The sequence below is a fragment of the Providencia sp. SP181 genome, from assembly GCF_050446505.1.
GTDB classification, from domain to species: Bacteria; Pseudomonadota; Gammaproteobacteria; order Enterobacterales; family Enterobacteriaceae; genus Providencia; species Providencia vermicola.
On record NZ_JBBPXM010000003.1, the window covers coordinates 135,115 to 152,279 of the forward strand.

Annotated in this window: 15 protein-coding genes; 6 read left to right on the plus strand and 9 right to left on the minus strand. The window is 43.2% G+C overall.

Going from position 1 to position 17,165, the window contains the following annotated elements:
* Positions 1-21 precede the first annotated feature (21 nt).
* The 7 genes from AABS66_RS06395 to AABS66_RS06425 form a co-directional block, all read right to left on the minus strand.
* The gene (locus AABS66_RS06395) at positions 22-2,691 is read right to left on the minus strand and encodes an outer membrane usher protein (RefSeq protein WP_430224703.1); all 2,670 of its coding nucleotides are present in this window, start codon (positions 2,689-2,691) and stop codon (positions 22-24) included.
* 92 nt (positions 2,692-2,783) lie between these two features.
* Positions 2,784-3,320, minus strand: a complete 537-nt coding sequence (locus AABS66_RS06400) for a fimbrial protein (RefSeq protein ID WP_206083307.1) — start codon at positions 3,318-3,320, stop codon at positions 2,784-2,786.
* 68 nt (positions 3,321-3,388) lie between these two features.
* On the minus strand, positions 3,389-3,925 hold the full coding sequence (locus AABS66_RS06405) for a fimbrial protein (RefSeq protein WP_206083308.1): 537 nt from the start codon (positions 3,923-3,925) through the stop codon (positions 3,389-3,391).
* A 179-nt stretch (positions 3,926-4,104) separates the two neighbouring features.
* On the minus strand, positions 4,105-4,335 hold the full coding sequence (locus AABS66_RS06410) for a helix-turn-helix domain-containing protein (protein WP_206083309.1): 231 nt from the start codon (positions 4,333-4,335) through the stop codon (positions 4,105-4,107).
* A gap of 10 nt (positions 4,336-4,345) precedes the next feature.
* Complete coding sequence (locus AABS66_RS06415; protein ID WP_430224704.1) at positions 4,346-4,660, minus strand: helix-turn-helix domain-containing protein; 315 nt, start codon at positions 4,658-4,660, stop codon at positions 4,346-4,348.
* A gap of 408 nt (positions 4,661-5,068) precedes the next feature.
* Complete coding sequence (locus tag AABS66_RS06420) at positions 5,069-5,617, minus strand: tyrosine-type DNA invertase (RefSeq protein ID WP_206083311.1); 549 nt, start codon at positions 5,615-5,617, stop codon at positions 5,069-5,071.
* Between the two features lie 243 nt (positions 5,618-5,860).
* Positions 5,861-6,022: a hypothetical protein gene (locus tag AABS66_RS06425; RefSeq protein WP_430224705.1), complete on the minus strand. Its 162-nt coding sequence runs from the start codon at positions 6,020-6,022 to the stop codon at positions 5,861-5,863.
* Between the two features lie 264 nt (positions 6,023-6,286).
* Here AABS66_RS06425 and AABS66_RS06430 point away from each other — a divergent pair, with 264 nt between their 5' ends.
* From AABS66_RS06430 to dmsD, 4 genes are all read left to right on the plus strand, one after another.
* Positions 6,287-8,722: a DMSO/selenate family reductase complex A subunit gene (locus tag AABS66_RS06430; RefSeq protein WP_272539375.1), complete on the plus strand. Its 2,436-nt coding sequence runs from the start codon at positions 6,287-6,289 to the stop codon at positions 8,720-8,722.
* Between the two features lie 14 nt (positions 8,723-8,736).
* Positions 8,737-9,354: a DMSO/selenate family reductase complex B subunit gene (locus AABS66_RS06435; protein ID WP_206083314.1), complete on the plus strand. Its 618-nt coding sequence runs from the start codon at positions 8,737-8,739 to the stop codon at positions 9,352-9,354.
* A gap of 1 nt (position 9,355) precedes the next feature.
* Positions 9,356-10,207, plus strand: a complete 852-nt coding sequence (locus AABS66_RS06440; protein ID WP_206083315.1) for a DmsC/YnfH family molybdoenzyme membrane anchor subunit — start codon at positions 9,356-9,358, stop codon at positions 10,205-10,207.
* A 63-nt stretch (positions 10,208-10,270) separates the two neighbouring features.
* Entirely contained in the window at positions 10,271-10,909 is a 639-nt protein-coding gene (dmsD, locus tag AABS66_RS06445; RefSeq protein ID WP_272539374.1) for a Tat proofreading chaperone DmsD, read from the plus strand.
* A 46-nt stretch (positions 10,910-10,955) separates the two neighbouring features.
* Here the strand turns inward: dmsD and AABS66_RS06450 are convergent, their stop codons facing one another.
* Positions 10,956-12,197: a DUF1835 domain-containing protein gene (locus tag AABS66_RS06450; RefSeq protein WP_430224706.1), complete on the minus strand. Its 1,242-nt coding sequence runs from the start codon at positions 12,195-12,197 to the stop codon at positions 10,956-10,958.
* Positions 12,198-12,399: 202 nt separating this feature from the next.
* Entirely contained in the window at positions 12,400-13,806 is a 1,407-nt protein-coding gene (locus tag AABS66_RS06455) for a cytochrome-c peroxidase (RefSeq protein ID WP_349421964.1), read from the minus strand.
* Between the two features lie 719 nt (positions 13,807-14,525).
* On the opposite strand from AABS66_RS06455, the gene AABS66_RS06460 reads away from it, so the two are divergent.
* Positions 14,526-15,143 carry a 4Fe-4S dicluster domain-containing protein gene (locus AABS66_RS06460; protein WP_206083319.1) on the plus strand — a complete coding sequence of 206 codons (618 nt, stop codon included), beginning with the start codon at positions 14,526-14,528 and terminating at the stop codon, positions 15,141-15,143.
* A gap of 1 nt (position 15,144) precedes the next feature.
* A complete protein-coding gene (hyfB, locus tag AABS66_RS06465; RefSeq protein WP_206083320.1) occupies positions 15,145-17,160 on the plus strand; it encodes a hydrogenase 4 subunit B in 2,016 nt (671 codons plus the stop codon).
* The last annotated feature ends 5 nt before the right edge of the window (positions 17,161-17,165 follow it).

A 17,165-nucleotide genomic window follows, 5' to 3' on the forward strand; every position in this document is an offset into this window, starting at 1 on the left:
CTTTGCGTACCACCATTTTTATTATTTTTGTAACCAGCGACCTGATGACTTTGGCGCAGTTCTTTCAACAACAGGCACAACAAGTTCTGCTGCTTTCGGCATTGCTTCTAATGCACGGCTGGCTGATGGTGTCTTTATGGTCGCTGGCGATGCGGCTTTTGCTCCCGGTTTATGGCACGGTAATAACCAGCTTGCCTGTAAATATTCATCTTCTGGCAAGGTATCAGGGAGTGTGATTTCACACTGCACTTGGTCATCCCAACGGACTTGCAAGGTATCTTTTGCTTTTAAACCAGTGAGATAGGTATTTCCATCATCACCCACCATACCGACTTGTTGGCCACGGCCATTTAATACGATTGCTCCGAAAGGCGGTGTGCTATTGTCCGACAGCCTTAACAACGCCATTGCACTGCTTCCAGCGACAACATCAAATTGACGGTAACCAATCGCCCCTTCGGTTAAAGTACCTTGCTTTATTGATTGGGAGACTTGCGCTTCATCTGGTAATGCATTCAAATCAACACTAACTTGATTACGGTAGTAACTATTCACATCACTAATAACGGCTTGTCCAAAGCGGTTAGTACGTACAATAGAGCCATAACCACGTAACGGGATATTAGGTACACCATCGGTATCAACAAATATGCGAGTACCGCCAATTTGGCTGCTACGATGTAGTACGGCGCCTTTTTCCGTTGCTGTGAAGCCACCTTGTAAAGAGAATCCCGCTGACCGATAACGGTCTTGCTGGTAAGTTGCATTCGCATTGAGCTGTGTTAAATCTCCTTGATGGGTGTAATAGCCACTCACGAGTGCACCTGAACGCGCCCACCCCGTACTTAGTTGATAATTATTTCTTTCATCGATAGTGCTGTAGTAATTCACACGCTGTGAGTTATCATTTTTATCCCAGCTACTGTTGTAACTAACAGAGCTTTTTTCTCCCCAAGGCACCGTGAGTGACGCATATACGCCATCATCATTACTTTCACGATAACGATTTCGATATGCCGTCAAGTTGAGGCTAAGATTCTTCCATTTACCAATATCAAAATAGCGCGCTAATGAAATGCTATAGCGGTCATTATCAGGCTGATCCCAATAGGTTTGATGGTAATAGTTGATAAATGCACTTAGCCCTAACTCTGAAAATTGTTGGTTATAAGAGATGGTATACATTTCTTTGCTGTTGTATTGGCGAGCACCTGTTTCCTGCGCATCCAAATACTCAGACATACTCATAAAACCTTGTTCAGAGAATCGATATCCTGCAAATGTCACTTGGCTGTTATAAGTGTCAAAACGCTTTGAGTAACTTAAACGGTATGAACTTCCTCGATGCGTTTTATTTCCAATATCACTTAAGTTGGTTAAATGTGCTCTGGCATGAGTGATATCAAATGATAATGCACCAAATACCATTAAGTCACGACCAATCCCTATAGCTGCGGATGCATAGTTTTCCGCACCAATTCCACCACCATACAGTGACCAGCCGTTGTTAACCCCCCAAGAGAATTCGCCACTTGCAAAAGTATCGCCGCTCACATGGTGACGCCAATTTGTTGGGCGTCCAGCGGCTAATTTGTAGCGCAGTTGTCCTGGTCGTGTTAAATAGGGAACACTTGCAGTATTTACAGTGAAATTCTGTGTTGAACCGTCTTGTTCTTTAACTTCAACATCGATTTGCCCAGCTAATGCATCGTTCAAGTCTTGGATACGAAATGGGCCCGCAGCGACTTGAGTTTGATAAATAATTCGTCCTTGCTGGCTCACAATAACTGTCGCATTACTTTTTGCGACCCCAGTAATTTCTGGTGCGTATCCACGCAGATTAGGCGGTAGCATATTGGTATCAGTAACCAAGCTAAGCCCTGTAAATCTGAAACTATCAAAAATATCAGAGGTTAAATAATCTTCACCTAAGGTGAGTTTTGCGCCTAATGATTTGATGGCTCGGTAGACATAATAACGAGTCCAATCTAAGGACGTAGTTGTACTTTGCCCTTGTTGCTTATCAATGCGCATTTGCCAGTCTGCACGAACACGCCAAGCGCCCAAGTTAACACCAGCAACACCATTACCGCTGGTACTGTAGTTGGTTTGTTGTCCTGAACGAGTTTGTTGGCCGACTTGGGCATTGAGGTTGTAATCAAATAGTGCACCAGGTAAGCCTTCTTCCCAGCGAGCAGGGGGATCCCAATTCTCAGCGGTATATTCGAGGTAGGCTTGCGGCAAACTAATGTACATAGCGGATGTCGCAAGATCAGCTTTAACCTCAGTTCCTGGTAAACTTTCAAGTGATAAACACTGCCCATCGTGCCACCACTTTAATGTCGACATCAACTCAGGCTTGATACCAAATTTTTCAACTAAAGTGGGGCTCAGACAAGGTAGGCTTTCATCCGATTTATCTTCAGGTGCATAATAAAAGACAGTTTCTTCAGGCATACTTTGCTTATTTAAGAAAACTGTAAAACTGTATTCGCCAGGCATGAGGTAGCCAGGGCGTGAAAATTGGCTTAAATCAATGTTGCTACGATCATTGACGTCTAGCATTTCCATATTAAATTTAATATCGGATGCGTGACCACCAAAGCTAATTGCCAATGCGACTAAAAGCCCTAATCTGCAAGGCCGAGTTATCCGTAACACAGGCGTGTGAATGAAATTCAGGGTCATCATCTCGACCTTCTTTTGCGTTCTTTTATCCGTAATGTCATTTCGCTCGTGAAGCTCACCTGTTAAAGGCGATCTTCATTGATGAGAGGAACCGACTATTCATAATCCAGTTTGAAACGTAATTGACTGTAGTATTGACCTGATGCTAATGGGCGATTATTCGCCACCAATCGCAGCCGATAGGTGAGATCTTTTGTTCCTGCCGTCAGTGAATTCACGGACATTCCTTGGCCTGGTATGGCAATTTCACCATCCCCCTCACGTTGAATTTGTAATCCAACACCTTGAGCTTGTCCGTTAACACCAAATAACCCTCTATCATGGGAGCCATCAAATGTTATACGAAAGTATTGCCAATTCGGCTTATCAGGATTTTGGCGTTCAAGAACACAATTCACTAATCGGATAACAAAAGGGCGAGCAGGTCCTTGCCCATCACGGCGAATTTGAGTCAGTGCAATACTTCCCATATCAATAGTTTGATCACGGCTGCCGACATCAATAGCACATGCTGTTTCAATAATGCTTCCATTCATATTCACTGAGCCTTGAGCCTTTGCAGTTGATACCGCGGTTAACAGGCTTAAACTTAAGATCAATGAAAACATTCCAAAGGTTATCGAATTATTCATTGCTTCCTCTCTTACACTCAATTCAGTCGAAATGAGCCAACAAATGAATTTTGTTGGCTCAGGATGAATTACTCGTAAGACAGAGTGAAATCCGCTACTGAGCTAAAGTCACCAGCAGTGATCGTACTGATATCGCCACCATTACCTTTTAAGTAAGCTGCGAAATTCAAGGTGTTATTACCATTTTGAATTTGTTGGAATGGTGCCGCTGTTCCTAAAGTCACCACATTACCGCTACCATTAGTGATCTGAACCCCCGCACCAGCACCAGTACCAACAATACCTAATGTTTTATTGGTATTGTCGAAAGATGCAGCAGCACCACTAAAGGTTAATTGAACGCCTTTAGTCAGTTTCGTGATATCACAGTTTTCTAAAGTAATTTCAAATGGACGTGGCGTTGATTTACCACCATCAACTAATGCCATATTAGAAATTTGGCCTAATTCAACAGTTTGGTCGATTGAGTTAGGAGAGATTGAGCATGGAGCATCGATAATAGCGCCTTTAAACGTTACTTTACCGTGACCTTGATCTGCTGCATTTGCTGCAGAAGCTAATCCCAGAGCCATAAAAGTTGCCATTGCAATAGATTTCATTTTCATGAATATAAAGTCCTATGTTTTTGTTAAATAAAGAATGAGTGTCAGTTTTCATTGCTCATTGCAGACACTCTATTTGCAATGAACTGGAAAAAGCAAAGCCCGAGGACTTGATTCAAAAAAATCAAATCCTAATAAATAAAATTGAGTTATTAATTAAAAATTAAAATCAAAAAATATATTTAGTCGTCTGTTAAAAAAACTTGAATTGGCACCTTAAATAACTCTGAAAACTGAGCTAGAAAATCAATGTTTATATGGTTTGCGCCTGATTCATAACGAGAAATTTGTTGCTGGCTTACGCCAATATATTGCCCTAACTCCTCAGCGGTTAATTTCATTTCCTTTCTATATTTTTTTATTTTCTTTCCGACAATAATATTAAATTTTTGTGTTTTTGTGATTATTAACATAATGTCAAACCTATTTCAGACATTGACTAGATAGGGAAAACAACCCTTCAGATTTAAAATAACACTCCATATTATGGATATAATTTATTGAGCTATTTTGAAATCCAACGCCATCTAATAAATAATTAATATCGATATCAAGCGAGCTAGCAATTTGCTGAATTTGTTCTAAATGCAGCCGAATAACTCCACGCTCAATACGTGACACATGTTGTTGTGAGCATAAAAGTAAATCAGCTAGATCAGAACCACTTAAGCCTTTTGCTCTACGGGCTCTAAGTATATTGCTCCCAACAATTTCCTTAGGAGATAAGTTAGATGGCATAAAATTCTCTCCGTGAAATAAATAAGTTATCTATTAACGGTTGTTTAACTATTGTCAAAATGCACCAAATTGACAACAGTAATGCTTTGTTAGAGTAATATTTTCAATATTGATTATTATTTTGTATTTAATTTTTTATTTAATGAATTATTGGTTAAATAATTCAAAAAAATTATTTCAAAATATTACAGCGTGTAAGCTTGGAGTGTTACGAAGAGTTTAAATAGATGAAAAAATTAATGAATTCAATGATTTTTCATAATGAGGTGTACTTGATTTTAGTAATATATACATAGCGTTATTTACACGCTACGTATTTGACGAGTATTTTCATTTAACTTAAGATGCACCTAATTCGTTACGTTTGTCAATTTGGTGCATTTTGACAACTCTTCTAGTGGTTTTCTCTTACCATACCCCCCGAAATCTTGCTGGGTTACTTGCTGTATATCGCACTGTATGTTGTATATTCGTGTGTCCCAAATAATCCTGAATTAAACGTGTATCGGCGCCTTTATCCGCTAATGCATAACCGCATGCATGCCGTAACATATGAGGATGAATACCTAAAGTCAGCTTAGCTAGCTCACCGAGTCGTGAAAATAGTTGATAAAAGCGCTGGCGAGTCATGGCAGTCCCTCTTTCAGATAAAAATAACCACTGATTTTCTTCTCCTTTCCATGTACGCCTTACATTTAACCAAGCTTTAATCAGCGGGATCTCTTCATCAATCAGTGGGTGATTAACAGAAAAACCGTTCTTTAAGCGATGTACATATAGCTCTTTACTTTCTAAGTTAAGATCAGATAACTTTAGCGATAGAGCTTCGCTTGCTCTTAATCCATGTATAAAGCACATATAAATTAAGCAAGAATTACGTTCGGGATGGCGAGATAAACGACAAGCAGCTAAAAGACGAGATATTTCTTGGTGAGTTAAATATTTACGAGTGGACATGAACATTTCCCATTTTAGTCAGAAAAAGCCAATCATATCTAAATTATTCAGCCTAACACATTCATTTTTTAGATAAATATAATGATTTTATTCCACCAGTGAAATAAAAAGTTATTTATTATCCACTCATTCAGAAATTAAAGTCTAATTAACTAAATTTAATATTTGTAAAATCATTTTTCACATATTTTTTGAATGAACGTTTATTTGGATTACCGTATTCATCTGGCTTTGAAGCTAGCTTTAATTACCTAAAACTAATATACCTAAATCAATAAGACCATAGGCTAGATTTTCAGCAGGTTCATTAAAGCCTAGCAGCTCGGCTGCTGCTTTGTCGCCTTCACATAAAGGGGTTTTGAACATCGCTATTTTCTTGGTCGATTCCCATTTTTTCTTCATCACTCCTATTAGCTCAGTCGGTTACTAGAGGCACAATCATTTTAAAATACGGCTTCTATGTAACTTATTGAAATAAAATTATTTAATGTTAATTTCTGAATCAAGGTCACCCTCCTTACTTTTGTCATACATTATTGATCGCGCACAATACCCATCTATATGCCCGCTATAAAATAACTATTGAAATCAGAGAAGTGAAAAATACCAAAAATAAATTTCAAAAAAAATTATTTATAACATTAAGAAGCAATGTTAAGTGAGGCAGATATGGATAAAGCATTATCTGATGGATTACTCCAATCGGAGATCAGCCGTCGAAAACTAGTGCAAACCAGTACGGTGGGCGGGCTCGCGCTTGCTAGCGGTGCATTAAGTTTACCTTTTAGCAATGTTGCCAATGCCAATGAAGCGACGCCAACCCCGGAAGAAAAAATTGTCTGGAGTGCGTGTACCGTTAACTGCGGAAGCCGTTGCCCGCTGCGTATGCATGTGGTGGAGGGGGAAATTAAATACGTTGAAACCGATAACACGGGTGATGACGTGTATGGCGATAAACACCAAGTGAAAGCCTGCCTGCGTGGTCGCTCTATGCGCCGCCGCGTGTATAACCCTGATCGTTTAAAATACCCAATGTTGCGTGTGGGCGCGAGAGGGGAGGGAAAATTCAAGCAAATCACTTGGGAAGAAGCTTACGACCTAATTAGTGGTAACCTCAAGCGCATTATTAAAGATTACGGTAATGAAGCGGTCTATTTAAACTACGGTACAGGTACTTTAGGGGGGACAGTTGCGCGTTCATGGCCGCCAGCAAACTCGCCAATTGCGCGTTTAATGAACTGCACGGGTGGTTATTTAAACCATTACGGAACATACAGCACAGCACAAATTAGTTGTGCAATGCCATATACTTATGGCAGTGGTGCGGGTAATAGCGTGTCCGATATCGAAAATTCAAAATTGGTGGTGTTGTTCGGAAATAACCCTGCGGAAACACGGATGAGCGGTGGGGGGATCACTTATCAATTAGAGCAAGCCCGTGAACGTTCTAACGCACGAATGATTGTTATCGACCCTCGTTATACTGACACTGCCGCAGGGCGTGAAGATGAGTGGATCCCTATTCGTCCAGGTACTGATGCCGCATTAGTGGCAGGGCTTGCCTATGTGTTGATCACTGAAGATTTGGTTGATCAGCCATTTTTAGACAAATATTGTGTTGGATATGATGAAAAAACACTCCCCGCGAATGCGCCTAAAAATAGCCATTATAAAGCGTATATTTTAGGGCAAGGGGATGACGGCATTGAAAAAACACCTCAGTGGGCAGCAAAAATTACGGGTATTCCAGCCGATAAAATCATCAAATTAGCACGAGAAATCGGTAGTGCGAAACCTGCTTATATTAGCCAAGGCTGGGGGCCACAACGCCATTCTAACGGGGAACAAACCGCACGTGCGATTGCTATGTTGCCGATTTTAACGGGGAACGTGGGGATCAGCGGAGGTAATACAGGGGCGCGTGAAGGAAATTACGATATCCCCTTTGAGCGAATGCCAACCCTTGAGAACCCAGTTAAAACCAGTATTTCGGTGTTCTTATGGACGGATGCTATTGAACGTGGCCCTGAAATGACCGCAACTCACGATGGTGTGCGTGGTAAAGATAAGCTGGACGTACCGATTAAATTTATTTGGAACTACGCTAGTAACAGCTTGATTAATCAGCATTCTGATATTAATAAGACTCACGACATTCTTCAGGATGATAAAAAATGTGAAATGATTGTGGTCATTGATAACCACATGACCGCATCGGCAAAATACGCGGATATCCTTCTGCCCGATTGCACGGCTTCTGAGCAAATGGATTTCTGTCTCGATGGTGCTGCGAGTAATATGGGCTATGTGATTTTTGCCAGCCAAGCCATTGAGCCACGTTTTGAAAGTAAAACTGTGTATGAGATGTGTACGCAAATCGCACGCCGTATGGGGGTTGAAGAAAAGTTCACTGAAGGGCGCACTCAAGAAGAATGGCTGCGCCATTTATATGAAATTTCAAGGGAAAAACTGCCTGAGTTACCAGATTTTGAGACCTTCCAGCAGCAAGGGATCTACAAAAAAATGAACCCGCAGGGGCACGTGGTGGCACATAAAGCGTTCCGCGAAGACCCGATTGCGAACCCATTAAATACCCCATCAGGCAAAATTGAGATCTACTCCGACCGTCTAGCCGATATCGCTAAAACATGGACTCTTGAAGAAGGGGATCTTATTTCGGCTATCCCGATGTATTCCCCTGGCTTTGAAAGCCATGAGGATAAACTGACTAAGCAATACCCACTGCAGCTGAGTGGCTTCCATTATAAATCCCGTGTTCACTCTACATATGGCAACGTAGATGTGATTAAAGCCGCTTGCCTACAGGAAATGTGGATCAACCCAATTGATGCTGCGCGCCGTAATATTAAAAATGGCGATATGGTACGTATATTCAATGACCGTGGTGAAGTGCATATCAATGCGAAAGTGACGCCACGAATTATTCCAGGTGTTGTGGCAATGGGGGAAGGGGCATGGTATGCGCCAGATGAAAACAAGATAGACCACGGGGGAAGCCTTAATGTCCTGACCACGCAGCGCCCGTCGCCGCTGGCAAAAGGCAACCCGCAGCACAGCAATCTTGTTGAAGTGGCTCGGGTATAGGGAGGAGATAAATTATGACAACACAATATGGTTTTTATATTGATTCAGCCCGTTGTACGGGGTGTAAAACGTGCGAATTAGCGTGCAAAGACTACAAAAATTTATCTCCCGAAGTGAATTTTCGGCGTATTTATGAATATACAGGCGGTGACTGGCAAGAAGATAACGGCGTCTGGCACCAAAATGTTTTCAGTTATTACCTGTCAATTTCGTGTAATCACTGTGAAGACCCCGCGTGCGTCAAAGTGTGCCCAAGCGGGGCGATGCACAAGCGTGAAGACGGCTTTGTGGTGGTGGATGAAAGTGTCTGTATCGGTTGCCGTTACTGCCATATGGCTTGTCCATATGGTGCACCACAGTTTAATGCTGAAAAAGGGCATATGACAAAATGTGATGGCTGTTATGAACGTGTGGCCGAAGGGAAAAAACCGATTTGTGCTGAATCTTGCCCGTTGCGTGCATTGGATTTTGGCCCAATCGAGGAGCTGCGCAAAACGTATGGCACCTTGGCGGAGATAGCGCCATTGCCTGAAGCGCATTACACCAAGCCAAATATTGTTATTAAGCCGAATGCGAATAGCCGCCCTGTGAACGACACCACGGGTCACTTAGCTAACCCAAGGGAGGTATAAGATGGGCAACGGATTACATGAATGGCCGCTGATCCTGTTTACAGTATTAGGACAAAGTATTGCGGGGGCAGTGATTGTGACTGGCCTTGCGTGGTTATCGACAGATGATAAACAGCAAAAACAGCGTATTGTGAATGCAATGCTGGCTTTGTGGGTGCTGATGGGGTTAGGTTTTTTGGCGTCCATGATGCATATGGGGTCGCCGTTACGTGCATTTAACTCAATGAACCGTGTTTTTTCATCATCACTGAGTAATGAAGTGCTGTTTGGCTCCCTCTTTTTTGCACTGGGGGGCTTATGGTGGCTGCTGGCTGTGCTGAAGAAAATGCCTGAAGGGCTCGGTAAAATTTGGTTGCTTCTCACCATGGCGATGGGACTGTTATTCGTCTGGGCGATGACTCGTGTCTATATGATAAGCACAGTACCGACATGGAACACGCCACATACCACGATTGGCTTCTTTATGACTGCCTTTGTCGTTGGGCCGATTTTAGGTACGTTGTTATTACGTATTGCTAAATTTCCGTGCCACAGTGGGCGGCTCGCACTGATCAGTATTGTGGCGTATGTGATTACGATTGCCTCTGTGCTGGTGCAAAGTGGTGAAATCGCACTGATAGCATCATCGGTACAACGTGCGAGTGCTTTAGTTCCTGATTTTGGTTCGCTGCAAATGGTGCGTTTAGTGGCAACAAGCCTTGGTTTGATGTTATGGATTTTACCGCTAATGAAGCAAAACCAGCCATCCGTTATCAGTTTGTTCATCGGCACATTGTTGGTGTTGTTCGGCGAATTAATTGGACGCGGGCTGTTCTATGGTCTACATATGACAGTAGGAATGGCAGTCGCCTAATCGGTAAAACATCTCAACGTAGGGAGCCAGTTTCCCTACGTTGAAAACGCAGAGACAATCAATATGCATGATGCGCAATTTCTTGAACACGTTGCTGTAACGGGGCGGGTTTTGGGTTCTTTATTTTATTTTGCTCCAGACAGTGAAAATAACGCGGAGCTCATCGCGATTTTGCGAGAGCCAACATGGCATGAAGAGTGGCCATTTTCGTTGGCATCACTCAATGAAATTAACGCATTATTTGCAGATTCAACAAAACAAAATGAGCCACTTGATGAAGCGTGGCAGCGGTTATTTATCGGCCCCTATGCCTTACCTGCACCACCTTGGGGCTCTGTGTGGTTAGATAAAGAAAATATTATTTTTGGGGATTCTACCGTTGAGCTGCGCCAATGGATGCGTTCAAAAGGGATTGAACCTGCCACAACGCAAAAAGAGCCTGAAGACCATATCGGTTTGATTTTGATGTTAGCCGCCTGGCTGGCGGAACAAGATAGGCGAAATGACCTTGAGGAATTGCTAGCGTGGCACTTGCTACCTTGGTCGGCACATTTTCTTGATGTTTTCGCCACGCAAGCCAATAGCAATTTTTACCGTGGGCTCGCCATGCTAACGCAAGAAACGCTAGCGGGAATTCAAAAGCAATTATCTTTACCCGTTATGCAAAAAACGGTGTATTACAAAGGGAATGCGCCGGAGTAATACCTGAAAAGAAAGCCAAATTTTTGGCTTTCTTTCTTTTGGACCGTTAAACCAACCGCCAAACCAATTCTTGCCTGTTATCTATCGTCCAATGTGATTTTTTTCCTGAAAAACTCACTCCGCCAACCCATCGTGTTTCTTCAATGTAATTGAGTGCATAGGCGTGACCATTAAGTACGTTTTCGCCTATATCACTAAGGAATAAAGGTTGTTTTTCAAAAGGTCGTTGTTGGTCGTTTGATGTTAATAGTGGTGTGGCACCGATTAAACAAGGTTTGAGTAGGCAATAAAACATCAAATCCCCTAAAAATGGCAAAGGTTCCAGGTGCTCAATAAGGGTTTTAAACGTATCCTCAAGGGTCGCACCAGGGTTATCACGGAGATAATGCAGTGCTAGGGATTCTGTGAGGGACAGCCCTGTTTGGTTATTGGGATACTCTTGCAACATTCTGAATAATGCAGGCGCAAGCAGTGGTAGAGTGGGGTAATGCTGCCGCGCGGCTTTGGCAAAATTTGTTGGGTTCTCATCGGTAAATGCTGCCCAGACGTGCTTGGCAATCTCAATTTCTGTCCGTCCGATAGTTCTTCGTTGTGCCCATAGCCAAGGTAAAATCTCAGGCGAAAGCTGGCCGAAGCCGACAAAGCGTTTTATGCCAGGAATGCTAGCTATATCAATCAGTTCAAGTGAAGGATAAGTCGGGTTGAGGTTTCCCAGAACACGAATTAAAAACAGTTGATCATATGGGTCTGCTTCACACCAGAAAATGACTTTTTCGCTCTCCGCTAGCTGAGATAGAGCATGGTATTCTTGATCAAATTGCTGGGTAATTTTCTTAAGTGGGATAGAAAAATATTGGCTAAGTGTATGAGTTCGCAACGAACGATACTGATCAAAAGGCAGAGAAGGGACGGGACCAAGGCAAAAGGGGTCAGTAAATGGGACAAAAGCTCCAGTAAAACCCGCCACCCGCAGTTTATGTTCAATATCATGACCGCAGCGCCAATGCGTTGTTTGGCTTTCATTATCGGCGCTAAAGTTTGGGTTATTTGCGGCAAATAAAACCGTATCGACATGGGCTTTTAGCTTTGGCCAGCTTGAAAAGCCAAGTTCATTGGCAACCAACCATTGTGCAGATGCTAAAGTGATATCAGCGTGAGGATGGGTTTGCTCAAGCAATAAACGTTGCTCTGAAGCTTGCCCCGCTTTCATTTGTTGCAGTAGCTTTTTGGCTTTTTTACGAAAAAAATTTAGGTTGATTAACCCGTTATTAACAGGAAATTTTGGCATACGAGCTCCTTGATTACCGATATCCGCATTCAGGTAGGGCCGTAAGATAAATGAATAAGTGAGTTAGCCTGAGCAGGGCTCTTTCCGCGGATGGATGCATGGCAGATGCACAGCTCGAAATATAGTAAAAATAGCGGGGAGAGGCAAATAAAATAGCACCGTAGCCTAAGCCAACGGTGCTATGCAACGATTATTCAATCAATCATTGTTGCGCTTCGCTTTGTGGGACATACGGTGTGTAAACACCTGTTAGGCTCTTCAAGAAAGCAACAATATCGTCGACATCTTTTTGTGGTAGCTCTTTACCGACTTGATAACGCAGCATCAGTTTCACTGCCTCATCTAAGGTTGCTACGTCACCACGGTGGAAATACGGCGCGGTTAACTCAACATTACGCAGTGTTGGGACTTTTTGACGCAGCTTATCGCGCTCTTCAGAGGTGACATTCATACGGCCAATATCTTGTGCAGTGACTTCACCGAATTCATAGTCTTTCTTCAAGCCTAACGGTTCGAAAGAACGACCACCGAGGATCACGCCGCCGTGGCAAGTCGCACATTTATTCTCTTTAAATAATTGGTAACCATGCAACTGTTGCGCCGTCAGTGCAGTGCTATCGCCACGTAACCAATTATCAAACGGTGAATCAGGGGTGATTAAGGTTTTTTCGAATTCCGCGATGGCATCAGTGATGTTGTCTCCTGTGAATCCTTCAGGGTAAACCGCATTGAAATCCTGTTTTAATACCGGGTCTTTATCCAGTTTTACAATGATTTCATCCCATGATTTGGACGCCATTTCAATTGGGTTTAATGGCGGACCACCGGCTTGTGCTTGTAAGTCAGGGGCACGACCATCCCAGAATTGCTCAACGTTAAACACGGAGTTAAATACGGTTGGTGCGTTGATTGGACCTACCGCCCCGCCAACACCGATAGAAGTTTTACGACCATCAACTCCACCTGCGTTTAGCGCATGGCAGTGAGCACAAGAAATGGTGCTGTCTCCCGATAAGCGAGCGTCATGGTAAAGGCGAAAGCCTAGTGCGACTTTTTTATCATCCACTTCCATCGATTTTGGAATAGGTTGGATTGGTTCATTGCGGTGCTCCGCAGCAGTGTCTTCAGTGGCATAATGCTCAGCACGTTGCTTCGCAATCCAATTGAGTAACTTGGTGCGTTCTTCATCACTCACGCTACTTGCCCAGTGCAGTGCGACATAGCGTGTTGGTGGCATGGTGTGATTCTGCATCACCCACTCAATTTTATTCAATTCACTCTGAGGAACGGGTTCTCCCGCAATTAACGCAGCGCGAGCGGCTTCAAGGTTAAAGGATTTATAACCCAGCTGGATATCGTATTCCATCAGTTGTTTAGCGATTGGAAATGAGGCATAAGCAGGTAAGTCAGTTGACGGCGTGTGACAGTAATCGCATCCTTTTTCGGCAAAGAATTGGAGGACTTGATTATTTTCTGCAATTTTAGATGTCTGAATGTCATTATTTTGTCTTCGTTGATCATCGTGGTACCACACATATCCCGATAACCCAAAATAACCGAGTAAAAGCAAAAATATGACAGCGACCGTAATGCGAGTAAGTTTTTTCATTACACTATCCTTGGAAGATTGCGGTCAAATATAATTAAATATTTTTAGTTAATATAATTCTATAGCTGGACTATGATGGATAAATAAAGCGCAATGGTTCTTGATTTTTATCAATGATAACCATTGGTTTAATCGATTGCTGAAATAAGATTTACCTATCAATAAGAATAAAATATATTTTTATCGTCTTTTGTTTGTTGTAGTTTGCTGATTTTATTGAATTATATTTATTTTCGTGATTTTATTTTTATTTGAAATTATCATTTATTGCTGACTGGTCATTAATGATGACTTTGCTGTTAATTCAAATAAATTAAGTAAATTTAACCAATCTCAATATAATTTAAGTCAGGTTTTATGTTTATTGCAAATTAAATGCATATTTAAAATGAATCAAATAAAGAAATAAATAAAGCGTGAACTAAAAATAATGATGTAAAAATAGTGAATTATTTTTATCTTATTACCGAAAAATCGTTAAAAATGATTCAGTCAGTAAATTCTCTTCTAAAATTCATTTCCTTCGAAAATCTTTGCGATTGCAGATGTGTGTCGATAATGGCTATTTACCCCCCTAACTTCATCGTCATTAGTGTCGAACTTTTAATGTTTTTTATTTAATTAATTGATAAATAACAAAAATAATCATGGCATGAAATATGCTAATACCATCCTATCAATATTAATAATTCGACCAATTTGATTGGAGGGTAAGGCGAATGAATCGCTTTGTGATTGCCGACCCGCAACTCTGTATCGGATGTAATACCTGTATGGCTGCATGCTCAGAAACACATAAAGCACAGGGATTACAATCACATCCGAGACTGAGTGTGGTGAAAGTAGGAGAGCTAACCGCCCCGATGCTGTGCCGTCAGTGTGACGATGCACCGTGTGCGCGGGTGTGCCCAGTGAATGCGATTACACATGAAAATGACATGATCGTATTGAATGAAAGCCTGTGCATCGGGTGTAAGCTCTGTGGTTTAGTGTGTCCGTTTGGGGCGATTACGCCATCAGGCAGTAAACCTGTCGATATGCCTGATTTCTTTGAGCAATATGTGCCAAAAGAAATGCTGCTCGATGTGCCAGACAGTTTGCCGACCATGAACCCATTCTTAGCGTGGAATGCGGGTATTCGCAATATCGCCGTGAAATGCGATTTATGTGACTTTAGCGAAGATGGCCCTGCATGTGTGAAGGTTTGCCCAACCGATGCCCTCCATCTGGTTGAGGAAAACCAATTGGAACACGAAAGTGCGAAACGCCGCAATGCGTCTGTCGATGCGATGCCGCCTGAGTTCGACATTTTTGTCTCACGGCAGGAGAACCTTTAACATGACAGCGCTTCAATTACTTTTGTGGTCAATTGCCTTATATACCGTCGGTGGGTTTGCTTCACTGCTGTTTAAGCGCCAAGAAAAAATCGCTATTTATGTGGCGGGGATTTCGGCAATCATTGGTGGATTATTGGGACTATGCAGCGCCATCCCTGTCTTAATGAACGGTGAGGTTCTGACGTATATGGCGCAAGGGCCATTCCCGTTTGCCCATTTTGTGGTGCGGATGGATAGCTTAGCCGCCTTTATGGTGATGGTGATTTCGTTGCTGGTTACCGTTAGTGCTCTGTATTCATTGAACTATGTTCAAGAATATTGCGGACGTGGGGCGTGGAGCATGGGCTTCTTCCTCAATCTGTTTATCGCCTCGATGGTGGCCTTGGTGGTGATGGATAATGCGTTTTATTTCATTATCTTATTTGAGATGATGTCACTCGCATCTTGGTTTCTCGTCATTGCTGACCAAGACGATAAATCGATTCGTGCTGGCCTGCTGTATTTCTTTATCGCCCACGCAGGGTCGATTCTGATCATGATAGCGTTCTTCTTAATGTGGCGACAAAGTGGCAGCTTAGATTTCGATTCCTTCCGCCAACTCACCCTTTCGCCAACCATGGCATCCGTCGTGTTTTTATTGGGATTTTTTGGCTTTGGCGCCAAGGCAGGGATGCTCCCATTACACAGTTGGTTACCGCAAGCTCACCCCGCAGCACCGTCACACGCCTCCGCTTTGATGTCAGGGGTGATGGTGAAAATCGGTATCTTTGGGATCATCAAAGTGGGTATCGACCTATTAGGTGCAACCCAAGGCTGGTGGGGTATTGTGGTGTTGGCCTTCGGTGCTGTGTCTTCTGTCCTTGGAGTCATGTACGCACTGGCAGAGCACGATATTAAGCGCTTACTCGCTTGGCATACCGTTGAAAATATCGGGATCATCTTGATGGGGGTTGGTGTTGGCATGGTCGGTATGGCAAATAATATGCCAGTACTGGCGACCATTGGCCTGCTCGGTGCGGTTTACCACTTGCTCAACCACGCGGTATTTAAAGGGCTGTTATTTCTTGGGGCTGGGGCGGTGATTTACCGCATTCATACCCGTGATATGGAGAAAATGGGTGGGTTAGCGAAACTCATGCCACTAACGGCAACGGCCTTTTTAATCGGCTGTATGGCGATTTCAGCGTTGCCACCCTTAAACGGTTTTGTCAGTGAGTGGTACACCTATCAATCCCTTTTCTCAATGAGCCATGAAGGCACATTCATCATGCGTATCAGTGGCCCTATCGCCATTGTAATGTTAGCCATCACAGGGGCGTTGGCGGCGATGTGTTTTGTGAAAGTGTACGGTGTCAGTTTTTGTGGAGGCGCGCGCAGCGAACAAGCCACTAAAGCACGGGAAGTGCCTTGGACAATGACCGCGGCGATGCTGATTTTAGCGGTTATCTGCGTGATCTTAGGCGTGGGTGCCAGCGTGATTGCTCCAGTATTGGCAAATGTGGCGATGTCATTAACTAGCGCAACGGATATTACCGTCGCCCAAGGAGCGATGTTAATGCCTGATAGCGCGGCACAAGCGATGATCTCCCCAGCGATGACCTTCGTTTTGTTGCTCGCCTTACCGCTTATTCCGTTCATTATTTACTTGGTATTCAAAGGCAAGCAAATGGGCTTTCGCCGCAAAGGCGATGCGTGGGCATGTGGTTATGCATGGGAAAAAGACATGTCTGTATCTGCGGGGGGCTTCACTCAACCGCTGCGTTCTATGTTTGCGCCACTATATCGCATGCGTGAACAACTCGACCCATCGGCACGGTTAGCACAAACCTTAGAAGTGACGAAAGCAGGGGCGGGGCAAGTCGAGCCTTTCTGGGATGAAAAAATTATTTACCCATTCGTCCGTTGTATCAATCGAATTGCGAAGCGCATGCAGTGCTTACAAGGTGGGGACTTCAGACTGTATTGCCTGTATGTCGTTGCTGCGTTGGTGGTGCTGCTCGTCGTGATCGCGGCGTAAGGGGA